Source organism: Microbacterium sp. UCD-TDU (assembly GCF_000340625.1).
Classification (GTDB): Bacteria; Actinomycetota; Actinomycetes; order Actinomycetales; family Microbacteriaceae; genus Microbacterium; species Microbacterium maritypicum.
On record NZ_KB454446.1, the window covers coordinates 922,220 to 938,075 of the forward strand.

Consider the following 15,856-nt stretch of genomic DNA (forward strand, 5'->3'; position numbering starts at 1 on the left):
GCGACCTCTCTAGACTGAGCCCATGGATGCCGTGCTGTGGATCATCGCGATCGTCGTCGGCCTGATCGTGGTCGTCGCGATCCTCGCGGTCGCACTGCGCGGCATGCGCCCGAAGCTGCCGGAGCCACAGGTGTTCACCCCGTCGCCCACGACCGCGCGCACGGCTCCGGCCTCGTCCGCATCGGCGTCGGTCTCCGGTCTGACACCGACCGTGATCGCCGAGATCGACCGGCTCGTCTCGGCCGGGCAGAAGATCCACGCGATCAAGCTCTACCGCGACCACTCGGGCGTCGGCCTCAAAGAGGCGAAGGACCGCATCGAGCACTGGTCGGTCAGCACCACGGCACCGCACCTCGCAGCCGTGTCGAACGCCACGGCCACACGCTCCTCGATCACCCCGACCGCCATGACCCCGTCGTCGGTGCGCGCATCGCTGCCGCCGTCGGTCGCCACCGAGATCGACAGGATGGTCGCCGGCGGCTCCGCCATCGCCGCGATCAAGGCGCTGCGCCAGCACACGGGACTCGGACTCAAGGAGTCGAAGGACCTGATCGAGGCCTGGCCGCGCACCCACGCCTCCTGACCAACTTGTCATTACAAGCTGCACCCGGGAGAATGGACGAGCCCGCCCGATGAAGGAGCCCCATGCCCGACCGTCTCGACCGCGCCCGCACCACCGGCATCCTCGCCGTTCTCCGCGCCCCCTCCCCTGAGCTGGCGCTCGAGGCCTCTGAGGCGATCATCCGCGGCGGTGTCACGGGCATCGAGGTGACCTTCTCCACCCCTGACGCACCCGCCGTCATCCGCGAGCTCATCGCACGCCACGGCGACGCCGCCCACATCGGCGCCGGCACCGTGACCACGGCAGCGCAGGCGGAGCAGGCCGCAGAGGCGGGCGCCGAGTTCCTGGTGAGCCCCGGCACGCTGCCCCACCTCACCCGCAGCATGCTCGACACGGGTCGCGTCGTGATGACCGGAGCCATGACACCGACAGAGGTCATGGCCGCGCTCGAGCTCGGCGTCGACGTGGTGAAGATCTTCCCAGCCTCCCTCGGCGGCCCCTCGTACCTCGGCGCCCTGCGCGGACCGTTCCCCGACGCTCCACTGATGCCCACCGGCGGCGTGAGCCCCGACAACCTCGCCGCGTGGTTCGCCGCCGGCGCGGTAGCGGTAGGCGCCGGGGGCGACCTCGCGAACGGCGCGTCGATCAAGGCTGCCGACTGGGCCGACATCGAGCAGCGCGCTGCACGGTTCGCGGCGGCTCTCGCCGCCACGCGAGGCTGATCGCCCCGCACCCGCCGCCCCAGGAGGCCACTGTGATCGACGCCACCCGTGATCTGCTCGCCGCAGCGCGCGGTGACGACGCGATCGTCGCCGAGCTCGAGAGGTGATCGCGCTCGATCCGTGGGCCTGGTCGGCGCTCGCCCTGGCCGCGGTGACGATCGGCATCTCGAAGACCGCGCTGCCCGGCGGCAGCATCCTCGCGATCGCGCTCTTCGCGGCGGTCCTGCCCGCACGCACCTCCACGGCGGCGATGCTGCTGCTGCTCATGGTCGGCGACGTGTTCGCGCTCATCGCCTACCGTCGGCATGCGCATTGGCCCACGCTGCTGCGTCTGGCCCCGGCGGTCATCGCCGGCCTCCTGGTCGGATTCGCCTTTCTCGCGCTGGCCGGCGACGGCATCGTCCGTCGTGCGATCGGGGTGATCCTGCTGCTGATGATCGCGGTGACGCTGTGGCGCCGGTGGCGGCAGAGCAGGGCGGACGCCGCGGCTCCGCCGTCCGGTGGCATCGTGCTCGCCGGCACCTACGGCACGCTCGGCGGCTTCACCACCATGGTCGCGAACGCCGGCGGGCCGGTCATGTCGATGTACTTCCTGGCCACACGCACCCCGGTACAGGTGTTCCTCGGCACGTCGGCATGGTTCTTCGCCATCATCAACGCGATCAAGGTGCCGTTCCTCGCGGGCCTGGGATTGTTCGAGACACCCGTGCTGCTGATGGATGCCGCCCTCGCCCCGCTCGTCGTGGCCGGTGCGCTCCTGGGTCTGTGGGTCGCGCGGAAGATGAATCAGCGGGTGTTCGACCGCATCGTGATCGTCCTCACGATCGTCGGCGCCGTATACCTGCTGTTCTAGCGAGACCTCCGCGTCTCAGTCGAGGAAGATGTCGGGGAAGAGCGCGTCGTCGGGCGTGCCGGGGATCGCGGCGTAGCCGGAGAAATCGGTGACGCCGTCGGCTTCGAGCACGTCCTCGACGATGAGCGTCTGGCCGGTGAACGACGCCGCGGGCTTGAGCAGCACGGCGTAGGCGGCATCGGCGTAGATGTCGGGGGTGCGGCTGGCGGCCATGACCTTGTCGCCCCCGAGGAGGTTCTGCACCGCGGCGGTCGCGATCGTGGTGCGCGGCCAGAGCGTGTTGGCGGCGATCCCGTCGCGCGCGAACTCGGCGGCGAGGCCGAGCGTGACCATGGTCATGCCGAACTTGGCGAGCGTGTACCCGGTGTGCGCGCCGAGCCACTTCGGGGTGGGGTTCAAGGGCGGCGACAGCGACAGGATGTGCGGGTTCTCGGCATCCTTCAGGATCGGCACCGCCGCGCGCGAGAGCATGAACGTTCCGCGCACGTTGACATCCTGCATGAGGTCGTACTTCTTGGCGTTCAGGTCGAGCGAACGCGAGAGGTCGATCACGCTGGCGTTGTTGATCACGATGTCGATGCCGCCGAACTCACCCTGGGTCTTCATGACCGCCTCGGTGATGTCGTCGTCGTCGCGCACGTCGCCGACGATCGGCAGGGCCTGGCCACCCGCCGCACGGATCTGCTCGGCGGCGGTGTGGATCGTGCCCTCGAGCTTCGGATGCGGGGTGTCGGTCTTCGCGAGCATCGCGATGTTCGCGCCGTCTGCTGCGGCCCGCAGCGCGATCGCGAGGCCGATGCCGCGGCTGCCGCCCGACATCAGGATGGTCTTGCCTGCAAGGGACATGGGTTCTCCTGGGTTCTCGATCGCGAAGGGGAAAGGCAGCCGCGGGGTCAGCGCGGCGCCATGCGGATGGCGCCGTCGAGGCGGATGGTCTCGCCGTTGAGATAGCCGTTCTCGACGATCTGCTGCACGAGCACGGCGTATTCGTCGGGGCGGCCGAGCCGCGACGGGAAGGGGACCTGCTGGCCCAGGGAGTCCTGAGCGGCCTGCGGGAGACCCATCAGCATCGGCGTCTCCATGATGCCGGGAGCGATCGTGCAGACCCGGATGCCGTAGCGGGCGAGCTCGCGCGCCACGGGGAGGGTCATCGCGTGCACGCCGCCCTTGGATGCGGAGTAGGCGGGCTGGCCGATCTGGCCGTCGAACGCGGCGACGCTCGCGGTGTTCACGATGACGCCGCGTTCCTCGTCGTGCAGCTCGTTCGTGGCGATCACGGCAGAGGCCTGCGAGATGACGTTGAACGTGCCGACGAGGTTGATGCGGATCACGCGCTCGAAGTCGGCGAGCACGGCGGGATTGCCGTCGCGGTCGAGCACCTTCGCGGGCGGAGCGATCCCTGCACAGTTCACGACGACGCGCAGCGGAGCCGCCGCCTGCGCGGCCGCGACGGCCGCCTGCACCTCATCGGCGTTCGTCACATCCGCCGCGACGAAGAGCCCGCCGAGCTCGTCCGCGATCTCGGCACCCTTCGACGAGGCGAGGTCGATGATCGTGACGTGCGCTCCCGCGGCGACCAGCCGACGCGCCGTGGCGAGTCCGAGCCCCGAGGCCCCACCGGTGATGAGTGCACCCTGTCCGCTGATCTGCATCTGATGTTCTCCTTCGAACGTCGTCGTGCGACATGCATTGATGGAACGCAGTATCAGCCTACGTGGTTCTTGGTTTCACCACGACCGGGGGAACTGCATCGAGAGCGAGCCTACGACACCGCCTGGATCGATGGCAGGATCCCGCCCATCGTGGTCGGGCAGGATGGACGGATGAGCATCCCCTCCACCTCCGTCGACGTCCCGGTGCGGGTTCGCGAGCTCGCCCGCGGCGCCGCGCTCACCCCGGTCTGGCTCAACGGGATCGGGGGGCTGACCTTCCGCACCGACGACGGCCGGTACATCAAGTGGGGGCCGCTCGACGACGAGGCGAACATGCGCGACGAAGCCGAGCGCATGAGGTGGGCGCGTACCTGGATCTCGGTGCCCGAGGTGCTCGAGCAGGGCCAGGATGACGCGCACGAGTGGCTCGTGACGGTCGCGATCGATGCCAGCAGTGCCGTCGACCCTCGCTGGGCCGCCGAAGCGGAGACCGCGGTGCGAGCGGTCGGCGTCGGCCTTCGCGCGCTCCACGATGCGCTGCCGGTGGCCGAGTGCCCCTGGGAATGGAGCACGCACCAGCGGATCGCCGACGCCGCGCAGCGCGGCACGGTCGTGGCCGGAGACCTGCTCCAGGCACCTCCGATCGACCGGCCGGTGGTGTGCCACGGAGACGCCTGCATGCCCAACACGCTTCTCGACGCCGACGGACGCCCCACCGCGTTCGTCGATCTCGCCGCGCTCGGAGTCGCCGACCGCTGGGCCGACATCGCCGTGGCGTCGATGAGCACGATGTGGAACTTCGGCACCGGATGGGAGGACACCCTCATCGAGGCGTACGGCGTCGACCCCGACCGCGAACGGCTCGCGTACTACCGGCGGCTCTGGAACGAGACCTGACCCGGACCTCTCCGAGGCGGCCGTCGAGGCCGTCGTGCACCGTCTCGATCCGCCCGGCGGCACCCGGATGATCGTCTCGAGGAGTAACGTCACTTCTCGTGTTGACCCTCCCCGCCCCGGCGCGTCGCCTCCCGCGTCGACGGGGCTTCGCCCCCGCCCAGGCGATCGCCCTCGGCTTCGGGGCGGCGATCCTCGTCGGCACCGCGCTTCTGATGCTCCCGTTCTCGTCGCGCAGCGGCGTCTGGACGAACTTCGTCGATGCGCTCTTCACCTCGACCTCTGCGGTGTGCGTGACGGGACTCATCGTGGTCGACACCGCGACCTACTGGAGCCCGTTCGGCAAAGTCGTGATCCTGCTCCTGATCCAGCTCGGCGGGCTCGGCATCATGCTCTTCGCGGCCCTGATCGGCTTCGCGCTCGCTCGCAAGCTCAGCGTGCGTTCACGGATCTTCGCCGGCACCGAGACGAAGTCCACGGGTGTGGGCGACATGAAGCGCACCGCGATCGGCATCCTGATCACGACCGTGATCATCGAGGCGGCGGTCGCGACGGTCCTGTTCGTCCGCTTCTGGACCGGCTACGACTACGACGTGGGCCGAGCCGCCTGGCACGCCGTCTTCCACGCCGTGTCGTCCTTCAACAACGCGGGGTTCGCGCTGTACACCGACAGCCTGATCGGGTTCGTGTCCGACCCGTGGATCTGCATCCCGATCTGCATCGCGATCATCCTCGGCGGGCTCGGCTTCCCCGTGCTTCGTCAGTTCCGGAAGGAGTTCAGGAACCCGCTGCACTGGTCGATGAACACGCGGATCGTGCTCGTCGCCACCCTCGTCCTGCTCACCCTCGGCACGGGGTTCACTGTGGTCGTGGAGTGGGACAATCCCGGAACGCTGGGACCGCTCGATCCCGCCTCCCGCATGCTGGCGGGGTTCTTCCATTCGGTGCAGGCCCGCACGGCCGGTTTCAACTCCGTGGACACGTCGCTCATGCACGATGAGACCTGGCTCGTCACAGATGTGCTGATGTTCATCGGAGGTGGACCGGCAGGCACCGCCGGCGGCATCAAGGTGACGACCTTCGCCGTCCTTCTGTTCATCATGTGGACCGAGTTCCGCGGCGGGACCGCGGTGAACGTGTTCGGCAAGCGGCTTTCGCGTTCTGTGCACAGGGAGGCCATCACCGTGGTGATCGTCGCCCTCGCCGCGGTGATGAGCGCAGTGATCGCGATACTCGCGATGACGGATCTCGACCTCGATCGCGTGCTCTTCGAAGTCGTCTCGGCATTCGGTACGGTCGGCATGTCCACCGGCATCACGGCCGATCTGCCGGCGGCCGCGCAGCTCATCCTCGTTCTCCTGATGTTCCTCGGCCGGCTCGGACCGCTGACGCTGGGTTCCGCACTGGCCCTGCGCCAACGGCAGACGGCGTATGAGCTGCCCAAGGAGCGCCCGGCGATCGGCTGACCGGTCTCCCCTGCACGATCGTTCGACGACAAGGACACCACATGACCAAGTTCCTCTCCTTCACCCCTGACGCCCGACGCATCGCCGAAGCCGATTCCGTCGCGGTGATCGGCCTCGGACGCTTCGGGACCTCCCTCGCGCTCGAACTGATGTCGTCGGGCACGGAGGTCCTCGGCATCGACGCCGACGAGGACATCGTGCAGTCCCTCAACGGCGAGCTCACGCAGGTGGTCAGAGCAGACTCGACACGGCTCGACGTGCTCCATCAGCTCGCGGTCGGAGAGTTCGATCGTGTCGTCCTCGCCATCGGCAACGACATCACCGCGTCGATCCTCACCGCGTCTCTGCTGCTCCAGCTGCAGGTACCCGTGATCTGGGCCAAAGCGGTCGACGAGCAGCACGGGGCGGTCCTCGAACAGCTCGGCGTGCATCGTGTCATCTATCCGGAGAAGGACATGGGCCGACGCGTCGCCCATCTCGTGCGCGGCGCGGCCGCCGACTACCTGGAGATCGACCGCGGCTACGCGATCGTGAAGACCGTCGCACCCCGGCACCTGCAGGGCATCACCTTGCGAGAGGCCGCCGTGCGCAGCACGCACGGGATCACGGTGGCCGCGTATCGACCCGAACGAGGGGAATGGCGAAACGCCGAGGCCGACACCGTGCTGGGCGAAGGAGACACCGTGCTCGTGGTCGGTCCGACCACGAAGGTCGAGAGGTTCGCGCAGTTGCGTTGACTCAGGCCGAGGGGCCGAGGATGAAGTTCCATGCCCCGGTGACGACGGCAGCAGCGACCGCTATGCCGGAGATGGCCGCGCCGACGGCGAGCAGCAGCCATTCGGCCGCCCCGAAGCGTGACTCTCGCGCCCAGGTGCGCCGGCCCGGCGCCCCGAAGCCCCGCGCCTCCATGGCCGTCGCCAGTTTGGCGCCGCGGCGGATGGAGAGCACGAGCAGGGCGAAGGCCATCCCCAGGAAGCGACGGATGCGGCCGCGATCGGCCACACCCCTGGCCCGACGCGCCAGCTCGAGCGCACGCCAATCGTCGAGGAAGAGGCCCACCATCCGGAGGCCCGCGAGTGCGCCGAGCACGAATCGGGCGGGCAGACGGACGATCTGGCCGAGACCGTCGGCGAGGTCGGTCGGATCGACGGTGATGAAGAGCACGACCGACGGCAGCGCGATCGCCAGCACACGCAGCATCGTCGCGAGCGCCAGCGCGAGCGATCCCTCGCTGATGCGCAGCACGAACCAGTCGACGTAGACGACGCCGCTGGTCTGACCGTAGAGCGCGATCGTGAGACCGGTGAGGGGCGCTGCGAGCCACACCGGCCAGGTGCGCACCCAGAACTCGCGCCAGCCGATCCCGGCGAACAGGAACAGCACGAACTCCAGAGCGAGAGCGACGGCGGCCGAGACCGGATCGAGAGTCAGGATCAGGGGTACCGCGATGAGCGCGCTCACCCCGAGCTTGGCCACCGGGTTGACCGTGGCGAGCGCTCCGGTGCGTGCGCGCGTCTCGAGAAGGCTCATGACGCACCCCCCAGCTCGAACCGCGCGGCGTGCAGGGCGCGCACGACCTCGAGGTCGTGCGTGATCGTGACGATCGCCGCACCCTCGTCTCGGAGCGCGGCGAGCATGGCGACGAGTTCGGCCCAGGTGCGGGCATCCTGCCCGAAGGTGGGCTCGTCGAGCACGAGCACGCGCGGTCTGGTCGCGATGGCTGCGGCCACCGTGAGCCGGCGCTTCTCACCGCCGGAGAGCGTGTACGGGTTGGCGGCGGCGAGGTGCGCCAGACGCAGACGGGTGAGCAGCTCGTCGCTGCGAGCGGTGATCTCGTCGTCGTTCATGCCGAGCGCCCGTGGCCCGACGGCCAGTTCCTCGCGCACGGTCTTCGCGAGCAGCTGATGCTCCGGCTCCTGGAACACCATGCCGATGCGGGTCAGCAGATCCCGTGAACTCCAGCGGATCGGCGCGGACTCCGCTCCGTTCGCGAGGAGCGCGGATGCCTCGACCGCGCCACTCGCCGGAGGAAGGAGCCCGGCGAGGGTCAGACCAAGCGTCGACTTGCCCGCCCCGTTGGATCCGGTGATCGCGAGCGCCTCCCCCGCGTGCACGTCGAGGTCGATACCGGTGGCGACAGGACGCCCCTTGACGCGGGCGACGGCCAGGTCGCGCGCCGAGAGCAGGGTCTCCCCTGGCGGCCAGAGCGGGGGCGGCGGCGCGGCGGGAGGATGCCCCGGCACCCAGACGCCGTCCGCGGCCAGCTGCGCACCACGGACTCCGAGGACTTCCGCCGGTGCACCGTCGGCGACCACACCGCCGCTCCCGATCACGATCACGCGCGTGATGAGCGGCAACCAGACCTCGAGGCGGTGCTCGACGACGATGAGCGTCGACGGCTGAGCCTGCAGCATCCGCTCCACGGCATCGCGCACCTCGATGACCCCGGCGGGATCGAGATTCGCCGTCGGTTCATCGAGCAGCACCAGACCCGGCCCCATCGCCAGCACCCCGGCGAGCGCCAGCCGCTGCTTCTGCCCACCGGACAGGGCCTTGGTCGGGTGCCCGAGCGGCACATCGAGGCCGACGGCCTCCAGGGCCGCCTCCACCCGCGGCCAGATCTGCGCTCGCGGCACTCCGAGGTTCTCGCAGCCGAACGCCACGTCATCGCCCACTCGCGCGAGGATCACCTGGGAGTCGGGATCCTGCAGCACGAGCCCCGCACGTCCGCGGGTGGCCACGGCAGGACCGCCGTCGACGATCAGCGTGCCCTCGCTCTCGCCCTCTTCCTCACCCCCGAGCACGCCGGCGAGGCCGTGCAGCAGGGTCGACTTGCCCGCACCCGACGCACCGAGCACGAGCACCCGCTCACCGGGCTCGATGCGGAAGGAGATGTCGCGCAGCGCCCAGGCGAGGCGACTCGCGTGCCGCCACCCCCAGCCGCGGGCCTCGACGGCGGCGGGGGCCGTCTGGTCGGCCGACATCAGACGCGGACGCGCGCCTCGCGCCCGGAGCCGAACCGGTCCAGGGCCCCGGTCGCGGCGATGCCGCGCGCCAGCACCCAGGAGAGGGCACCCGCGATGACGGCACCCGAGATGACCGTGCTGATCAGGTAGATGATGGTGAAGGCGGGGCCGGAGCCGGCGTACCAGAGCACGAGATTGTTGATGCCACCGGCAAGGGCGGCACCGGCTCCTGCGAGGATCGCGACGGGCAGCGACCAGCGGCGGTAGAAGAAGAGCAGGAAGACCAGCTCGGCGCCGAGCCCCTGCACGAGTCCGGCTTCGAGGGTGAGGAACCCGCCCCACTGGTTGCCGATGAGCGCCGAGACGACCGCCGCGAGCAGCTCGACGTAGATCGCCGCCCCGGCCTTGCGGATGATGAGTCCGCCGAGCACGCCGGCGAAGAGCCACGGGCCGTCGAGGAGGCCCTGGATGCCGGGGAGCAGCGGCTCGAGCAGTGCCTTCGGCCCGAGGTACCCGACGTTCCAGGCCAGGAAGATCAAGCCGGCTGCGACTCCGAGGACGCTGGCGACGACGATGTCGACGATCCGCCAGCGCAGGTAGCTCCGGCCCGGGGTGTTCCCCTGCGTCTTCGCGGTCGCGGATGTGGACGTGGACGTACTCATCTGAACTCCTCCCTGCGCTGGCATGACCCAGATCAGGTTCGACGGTCGAAGCGCGATTCGCTCCCTCTCAGCCCGGCTCGCCGGACTCCCGTGGTTGTGCTGACGATCCTACCGCCGGCGACACCCGCACGGCGACAAGGCCGCGCACCGCGGAACTCGCCCGGGATTGGGTACCGTAAACGAGTGACCGCTTCAGATCCCGCCGACGAGGCGACGGGCGTCGTCGGCGACGACGGCCCGGCGAACGCCTCCCCCTCCGGACCTGTCGATGCTGCGGCAGCCGGTTCGGTGCTGACGGCCGAGCAGACGTCGACACCCGCGCTCGCCGCGGAGCCGGTGGTCGCGCCGGATCCCGTCGTGCCTGATCCCGTCGCGCCGGATCCCGTCGTGCCGGAGGAGCAGGTGGTGTCGCCGGAGCCGGCGACCCCCGCCCTGACCAAGCCGCCTTTCGTTCCCCGCGAGCCCGTCGCCGCAGAGACCTCTGACGACGCCCTCGCCCTGCTGGACGGCGCGTCACCCCGGTGGGCGGATGACACGACCACGGCCACAGCTCTGACCTGGGTGGACACCGCGACGGTCGCCGCCGGCACCGACGCCGCGACTCTCGACGAGACGTCGGAAGCCGAACCGACGGACGGCCTGCTGCGGGGGGCGCGTCTTCGTCCGGCCATCGCCCGCCCCGGGATCCTGGTGCCTCTGGCCACGCTCGTCGGCATCGTCGCCGTGTACGCCGGCACCACGCTGCTGTGGCCGTTGCACGAGGTGCCGCCCACGGTGCAGTCGGTCGAGTTCGCGACGACGCCCGCCGCCGCCGCCACGGTCACCTGGCCGACCGAGGGCGCCGGCGCCGTGGGGATCGCCGGCATGGGCACCGCGGCATCGATCCCCGATGCGGTGAGCATCGCGAGCATCACCAAGGTGGTGAGCAGCCTGATGGTGCTCGACCGGATGCCGCTCGCGCTCGGCGAGCAGGGCCCCGAGTTCTCGTTCACCCGTGCCGACAGCGTGAAGTACTGGGACTACCGCCGCAGCGACCAGTCCGCCCTCGATGTGCCGATCGGCGGCGTTCTGACGGAGTATCAGCTGCTGCAGGGCACGCTCATGGGCTCGGCGAACAACTACATCGACCGCCTGGCGACCGAGATCTGGGGCTCCGATCGCGAGTTCGCCCGTGCGGCAGAGGTCTGGCTGCGAGAGCGCGGGCTCACCGGCATCACGGTGGTGACGCCATCCGGCTTCGACGAACGCAACGTCGCCACCCCCGAGGCTCTGATCGCCCTCGGTGAGCGCGCCATGCAGAACCCGGTCTTCGCACAGATCGTGGGGACCAGGTCGGTCGATCTCCCGGGTGCCGGCACCGTCGTGAACACGAACGGAATGCTCGATGACCCCGGTGTCGTGGGCATCAAGACCGGCACGCTCGTGGGCTGGAACCTGCTCACCGCGAAGGATGTGGTCATCGGCGACACGACCGTGCATCTCTACGCCGCGGCCCTGAACCAAGCCGGCAACGACCAGCGACTCGCCCTCACCCGCTCCCTGTTCACCGAAGCGGAAGCCGCACTGGAGGCTCAGGCCCCGGCCGTCGCGAAGAACACGGTGGTCGGTCAGGTCACCACCCCCTGGGGCGAGAAGGTCGACGTCATCACCGAGGCCGACGCCGACGTGGTGCTCTGGAACGGGGCGACCGCCACGGCCACGGCGGACTTCGCCCTCGGCGACGAGCGCGAGCAGGACGACGCGGTGGGGACGCTGACCACAGCCGGTCCCCTCAACACCATCACGACCCCTCTGGTGCTGGCCGAAGACGTCGAGGGTCCGAGCCCGTGGTGGCGTCTGACCCACCCGCTGGAACTGCTGGGCATCACGACCGACCGCCCCTGACCGCTCTCTCCGCTCGCGCGTCTCCCGGTCGCGTCGTGCGCCTCCCGGTCGCGTGACCGGCACAGGACGACGCCCCACCCCGCGTGAGCGGAATGGGGCGTCGTTCTGGGATGCGTCCGCAGATCAGGAGCGGCGGGCCGAGCCGTCCGCTCCGTCTTCCAGCAGAGCCTGAGCGGCCGCCGTCTCCGCGGCCGGCACCTGGGCACCCACCGAGGATCCGGCCACGGCGGCAGCAGCCTCCGCAGCGGCGCCTTCGGCGTCGGTGGCCTCGCCCGTGACGACGACCGGGGTCGCCCCGGTGAGAGCGTCGTCGGCGTCGATGTCGGTCGCCGCCTGCTCGAACTGCGACTGGTACAGACGCCAGTAAGCGCCCTGCGCGGCGATCAGCTCGTCGTGCGTGCCCTTCTCCACGATGTCGCCGTGCTCCATCACCAGGATGAGGTCGGCGTCGCGGATCGTCGACAGACGGTGCGCGATCACGAACGACGTACGTCCTTCACGGAGCGCGGCCATCGCGTGCTGCAGCAGCAGCTCGGTGCGGGTGTCGACCGCCGAGGTGGCCTCATCGAGGATGAGGATCGACGGCTGCGCGACGAAGGCTCGCGCGATGGTGATGAGCTGGCGCTCACCCGCCGACACGTTCGCTGCATCCTCGTCGAGCACCGTGTCGTAGCCTTCGGGGAGGGCGTGCACGAAGCGGTCGACGTACGTCGCTCTGGCGGCGGCGAGCACCTCTTCATCGGTCGCGGTGGAGCGTCCGTAGCGGATGTTCTCGCGGATGCTGCCGGCGAACAGCCACGGGTCCTGCAGCACCATGCCGGTGCGTGAGCGCAGCTCGTCGCGGGTGACCTCGGCGATGTCCTGGCCGTCGAGCATGATCCGCCCGCCGCTGAGCTCGTAGAAGCGCATGATCAGGTTGACCAGCGTGGTCTTCCCCGCCCCGGTCGGACCCACGATGGCGACCGTCTGCCCTGGCTCGACCCGGAACGACAGGTCACGGATGAGCGGACGCTCCGGCGTGTAGGAGAACGCGACGTTCTCGAACTCGATCACACCCTTGCCCTCCACCAGATCGGGAGCGTCGGCGTCATCGGCCTCCTGCTCGTCGGCGTCCAGCAGCTCGAAGACACGCTCGGCCGATGCCGTTCCGGACTGCACGACCGCGGCCATGCCACCCAGCTCGGAGAGCGGCTGCGTGAACTGCTGCGAGTACTGGATGAACGCCTGCACGTCACCGAGACGGAGCTGACCGTTCGCGACCATCAGACCGCCGAGCACCGCGATGCCCACGTAGCTGAGATTTCCGACGAACATCATGGCCGGCATGATGATGCCGGAGAGGAACTGCGCCTTGAAGCTCGCCTGGAACAGCTCTTCGTTCTCGACCTGGAACCGGTCAAGCGCATCCTTCTCGCGTCCGAAGACCTTCACCAGCGCGTGGCCCGAGAATGCCTCCTCGACACGGGCGTTCAGTCGACCGACCTTGCGCCACTGCGTGCCGAAGGCCTTCTGCGAGCGCGGACCGATGATGCCGAAGATCACGCCCATGAGCGGCAGCGTGACCAGGGCCACGAGCGCGAGCTGCCACGAGATCGAGAACATCATGACGAGCACGCCGATCACGGTGAGCACCGAGGTGAGGGCACCGGAGAGCGACTGCTGCATCGTCTGCGTGATGTTGTCGATGTCGTTGGTGACGCGCGAGATCAGCTCGCCGCGCTGCACCTTGTCGAAGTAGGCCAGCGGCAGGCGGTTGATCTTCGCCTCGACGGACTCGCGCAGTCGCCACATGGTGCGGACCATGATCACGTTGATGACGTAGCCCTGGATCCAGGTGAGGAAGGCCGCGGCGACATAGATCCCGAGGACCGCCGCGATGACGAGCCGCAGCGCGTCGAAGTCGACGCCCTGGCCGACGGTGAAGTCGCCCAGCGCACCGACCTGGTTCGCGAAGTCGTCTTGGCCGCCGGCTCGCAGGGCCTCGACGACGACGTCCTGCGACGTGCCGGCGGGGAAGCCGGGGAACCCGTCGGTCGGCTGTCCGAGCTGGATCGAGATGAAGCCCTTGTAGACGAGGTTCGTCGCTTCGGCGAGCACCTTGGGCGCCGCGACCGTCAGGACCACGCCGATCGCGCCGAGGATCGACACGAAGACGAACCAGATGGCCGACGGCTTCAGCAGCCCGATCATGCGCGCGAAGCTGGGGCCGAAGTTGTCGGCCTTGCCGGGTGCGACGCTGTCCCAATCGCCGGAGTTCTGACGCGCCTGCTCGGCGAGCTCGGCCTCGTACTTCTCCTCGGCGCTCAGCTCGACCTCGGCCACGGCGGCCGCCGCTTTGCCGCGGCCGCGCCTGGCCCTGGTCTTGTCGTTTTCCTGCGCGCTCATGCGTCCACCCCCAGCTGCGACTCGACGATCTCTCGGTAGGTGTCGCTCGTCTCGAGCAGTTCCTCATGTGTGCCGACGCCGACCATGGTGCCACCGTCGAGCACGACGATGCGATCGGCATCCGTGATCGTGGAGATGCGCTGCGCGACCACGATCTTCGTCACGTGCGGGAGCTCGCGCCACAGTGCCTGGCGGAGCCGGGCATCGGTCGTGAGGTCGAGGGCCGAGAACGAGTCGTCGAAGACGAGGATCTGCGGCTGGTGCACGATCGCACGGGCGATCGCGAGCCGCTGACGCTGACCGCCGGAGACGTTCGTGCCGCCCTGGGCGATGCGGGACTCGAGGCCGTCGGGCATCTCTTCGACGAAGTCGCGGCCCTGAGCGATGTCGAGTGCGTGCCAGAGCTCTTCGTCCGTCGCCTCCTCGCGGCCGTAGCGCAGGTTCGACGCGACGGTGCCGGTGAAGAGGAACGGACGCTGCGGCACCAGGCCGATGCTGTCCCAGAGGGACTCGACGTCGGCTTCGCGCACGTCGGTGCCGCCGACATGCACGGCACCCCCTGAGACGTCGAACAGACGCGGGATGAGCGAGACGAGGGTCGTCTTGCCCGATCCGGTGGATCCGACGATCGCGACCGTCTCGCCCGGCTGCGCGGCGAAGCTGATGCCGGTGAGCACCGGGGAGTCGGCTCCGGGGTAGGTGAACTCGACGTCGTCGAGTGCGACGGCACCGGGGGCCGGGAACTCCGTGACGCCGTTCTCGGGGCGGACCAGAGTGGACTCGGAGTCGAGCACCTCTCCGATGCGCTCGGCCGAGACCGCGGCGCGCGGGATCATCATCGCCATGAAGCTGGCCATGATGACGCCGCCCATGATCTGGCCGATGTACTGCATGAAGGCGAACAGCGTGCCCACCTGCACCGTGCCGTTGTTGACCTCGATGCCGCCGAACCAGATGACCGAGACGACGGTGACGTTGAGGATGAGCATGAACAGCGGGAACAGCAGCACGAAGAGCGAGCCGACCTTGCGCCCGACCACCATGATGTCGGTGTTGGCGCCGCGGAAGCGCTCCTCCTCGATGCGCTCGCGCACGAAGGCGCGCACGACGCGGACACCCGTGAGCTGCTCGCGCATGATGCGGTTGACGTTGTCGAGCTTGCCCTGGTAGCTGCGGAACAGCGGCACCATGCGCCCGATCACGACGGCGGCCAGGATCAGCAGCAGCGGCACCGAGACGGCGATGAGCCAGCTCAGGCCGACGTTGGTCTGGACGGCGAAGATGATGCCGCCGATCGCGAGCAGCGGCGCCGTGACGAGCATGGTGGCGCCCATCATCGCGAGCATCTGCACCTGCTGCACGTCGTTCGTGTTGCGGGTGATGAGCGAGCCGGCACCGAACTGCGAGACCTCGCGCTCGGAGAAGCCGCTGACCTTGCCGAACACGTCGGCGCGGATGTCGCGGCCGGCGCCCATCGCGGCGCGCGCGGCGAAGTACGTCGCGGTGACGGAGGCGATGATCTGCCCCAGCGAGACCGCGAGCATGAACAGACCGGTGCTCCAGATGTACGCGGTGTCACCGCGGGCGACGCCCTTGTCGATGATGTCGGCGTTCAGGCGCGGGAGGTACAGGGTCGCCGCCACGCTGGCGAGCTGGAAGACCAGCACCGCGAGCAGCAGCCATCGGTATCGCGAGAGATAGCGGAGGAGAATTTTTCCCAGCACAGGCGGACTTTCTAGGAAGGATGAAGCGGCGGATTTCTCGGCAGACGGATGCCGACCGACAATCGGCCACAAGACAGAGTGCCACG

Annotated in this window: 14 protein-coding genes and 1 riboswitch; of the genes, 7 read left to right on the forward strand and 7 right to left on the reverse strand. The window is 69.3% G+C overall.

Translation table 11 applies throughout. The features are described from left to right. Positions 1-22: 22 nt before the first annotated feature. The 3 genes from D514_RS39540 to D514_RS27360 all read left to right on the forward strand — a co-directional run bounded on the left by D514_RS39540 (position 23) and on the right by D514_RS27360 (position 2,137). On the forward strand, positions 23-583 hold the full coding sequence (locus D514_RS39540) for a ribosomal protein L7/L12 (protein ID WP_017829521.1): 561 nt from the start codon (positions 23-25) through the stop codon (positions 581-583). 62 nt (positions 584-645) lie between these two features. Beyond that, a complete protein-coding gene (locus D514_RS27355; protein ID WP_017829522.1) occupies positions 646-1,284 on the forward strand; it encodes a bifunctional 4-hydroxy-2-oxoglutarate aldolase/2-dehydro-3-deoxy-phosphogluconate aldolase in 639 nt (212 codons plus the stop codon). A gap of 103 nt (positions 1,285-1,387) precedes the next feature. Beyond that, the gene (locus D514_RS27360; protein ID WP_017829523.1) at positions 1,388-2,137 is read left to right on the forward strand and encodes a sulfite exporter TauE/SafE family protein; all 750 of its coding nucleotides are present in this window, start codon (positions 1,388-1,390) and stop codon (positions 2,135-2,137) included. 15 nt (positions 2,138-2,152) lie between these two features. On the opposite strand, the gene D514_RS27365 is transcribed toward D514_RS27360, so the two are convergent. Further along, positions 2,153-2,983, reverse strand: coding sequence for an NAD(P)-dependent oxidoreductase (locus D514_RS27365; RefSeq protein ID WP_017829524.1), 831 nt, complete (start codon positions 2,981-2,983; stop codon positions 2,153-2,155). 47 nt (positions 2,984-3,030) lie between these two features. Beyond that, positions 3,031-3,789, reverse strand: a complete 759-nt coding sequence (locus D514_RS27370) for an SDR family NAD(P)-dependent oxidoreductase (RefSeq protein WP_017829525.1) — start codon at positions 3,787-3,789, stop codon at positions 3,031-3,033. Between the two features lie 171 nt (positions 3,790-3,960). Between D514_RS27370 and D514_RS27375 the strand changes: the two genes are divergently transcribed. The 3 genes from D514_RS27375 (at position 3,961) to D514_RS27385 (ending at position 6,886) form a co-directional block, all read left to right on the forward strand. Further along, positions 3,961-4,686, forward strand: a complete 726-nt coding sequence (locus tag D514_RS27375) for an aminoglycoside 3'-phosphotransferase (protein ID WP_017829526.1) — start codon at positions 3,961-3,963, stop codon at positions 4,684-4,686. Between the two features lie 98 nt (positions 4,687-4,784). Next, positions 4,785-6,149, forward strand: a complete 1,365-nt coding sequence (locus tag D514_RS27380; protein WP_017829527.1) for a TrkH family potassium uptake protein — start codon at positions 4,785-4,787, stop codon at positions 6,147-6,149. A gap of 41 nt (positions 6,150-6,190) precedes the next feature. Then, on the forward strand, positions 6,191-6,886 hold the full coding sequence (locus D514_RS27385; protein ID WP_017829528.1) for a TrkA family potassium uptake protein: 696 nt from the start codon (positions 6,191-6,193) through the stop codon (positions 6,884-6,886). Between the two features lies 1 nt (position 6,887). Here D514_RS27385 and D514_RS27390 read toward each other — a convergent pair whose 3' ends face one another. The 3 genes from D514_RS27390 to D514_RS27400 all read right to left on the reverse strand — a co-directional run bounded on the left by D514_RS27390 (position 6,888) and on the right by D514_RS27400 (position 9,777). After that, positions 6,888-7,679 (reverse strand): energy-coupling factor transporter transmembrane protein EcfT, encoded by a 792-nt coding sequence (locus tag D514_RS27390; protein ID WP_017829529.1) that lies wholly within the window; start codon positions 7,677-7,679, stop codon positions 6,888-6,890. After that, positions 7,676-9,133 (reverse strand): ABC transporter ATP-binding protein, encoded by a 1,458-nt coding sequence (locus D514_RS27395; protein ID WP_017829530.1) that lies wholly within the window; start codon positions 9,131-9,133, stop codon positions 7,676-7,678. Before D514_RS27395 ends, D514_RS27390 begins: the two co-directional genes overlap by 4 nt. After that, positions 9,133-9,777 (reverse strand): ECF transporter S component, encoded by a 645-nt coding sequence (locus tag D514_RS27400; protein WP_017829531.1) that lies wholly within the window; start codon positions 9,775-9,777, stop codon positions 9,133-9,135. Before D514_RS27400 ends, D514_RS27395 begins: the two co-directional genes overlap by 1 nt. Further along, positions 9,768-9,879, reverse strand: a riboswitch (TPP riboswitch). (Overlaps the previous gene by 10 nt.) A gap of 81 nt (positions 9,880-9,960) precedes the next feature. Here D514_RS27400 and D514_RS27405 point away from each other — a divergent pair. After that, complete coding sequence (locus D514_RS27405; RefSeq protein WP_017829532.1) at positions 9,961-11,661, forward strand: D-alanyl-D-alanine carboxypeptidase family protein; 1,701 nt, start codon at positions 9,961-9,963, stop codon at positions 11,659-11,661. Between the two features lie 123 nt (positions 11,662-11,784). Here D514_RS27405 and D514_RS27410 read toward each other — a convergent pair whose 3' ends face one another. Further along, the gene (locus D514_RS27410; RefSeq protein ID WP_017829533.1) at positions 11,785-14,046 is read right to left on the reverse strand and encodes an ABC transporter ATP-binding protein; all 2,262 of its coding nucleotides are present in this window, start codon (positions 14,044-14,046) and stop codon (positions 11,785-11,787) included. Continuing rightward, positions 14,043-15,770 carry an ABC transporter ATP-binding protein gene (locus tag D514_RS27415; RefSeq protein ID WP_017829534.1) on the reverse strand — a complete coding sequence of 576 codons (1,728 nt, stop codon included), beginning with the start codon at positions 15,768-15,770 and terminating at the stop codon, positions 14,043-14,045. The genes D514_RS27410 and D514_RS27415 overlap by 4 nt, the downstream gene beginning before the upstream one ends. Between the last annotated feature and the right edge of the window lie 86 nt (positions 15,771-15,856).

What these genes read in the sequence shown, in the direction of transcription:
- D514_RS39540 (WP_017829521.1), top strand. Translation starts at nt 23, where the DNA reads ATGGATGCCGTGCTGTGGATCATCGCGATCGTCGTCGGCCTGATCGTG.
- D514_RS27355 (WP_017829522.1), top strand. Translation starts at nt 646, where the DNA reads ATGCCCGACCGTCTCGACCGCGCCCGCACCACCGGCATCCTCGCCGTT.
- D514_RS27365 (WP_017829524.1), bottom strand. Translation starts at nt 2,983, where the DNA reads ATGTCCCTTGCAGGCAAGACCATCCTGATGTCGGGCGGCAGCCGCGGC.
- D514_RS27370 (WP_017829525.1), bottom strand. Translation starts at nt 3,789, where the DNA reads ATGCAGATCAGCGGACAGGGTGCACTCATCACCGGTGGGGCCTCGGGG.
- D514_RS27375 (WP_017829526.1), top strand. Translation starts at nt 3,961, where the DNA reads ATGAGCATCCCCTCCACCTCCGTCGACGTCCCGGTGCGGGTTCGCGAG.
- D514_RS27385 (WP_017829528.1), top strand. Translation starts at nt 6,191, where the DNA reads ATGACCAAGTTCCTCTCCTTCACCCCTGACGCCCGACGCATCGCCGAA.
- D514_RS27390 (WP_017829529.1), bottom strand. Translation starts at nt 7,679, where the DNA reads ATGAGCCTTCTCGAGACGCGCGCACGCACCGGAGCGCTCGCCACGGTC.
- D514_RS27395 (WP_017829530.1), bottom strand. Translation starts at nt 9,133, where the DNA reads ATGTCGGCCGACCAGACGGCCCCCGCCGCCGTCGAGGCCCGCGGCTGG.
- D514_RS27400 (WP_017829531.1), bottom strand. Translation starts at nt 9,777, where the DNA reads ATGAGTACGTCCACGTCCACATCCGCGACCGCGAAGACGCAGGGGAAC.
- D514_RS27410 (WP_017829533.1), bottom strand. Translation starts at nt 14,046, where the DNA reads ATGAGCGCGCAGGAAAACGACAAGACCAGGGCCAGGCGCGGCCGCGGC.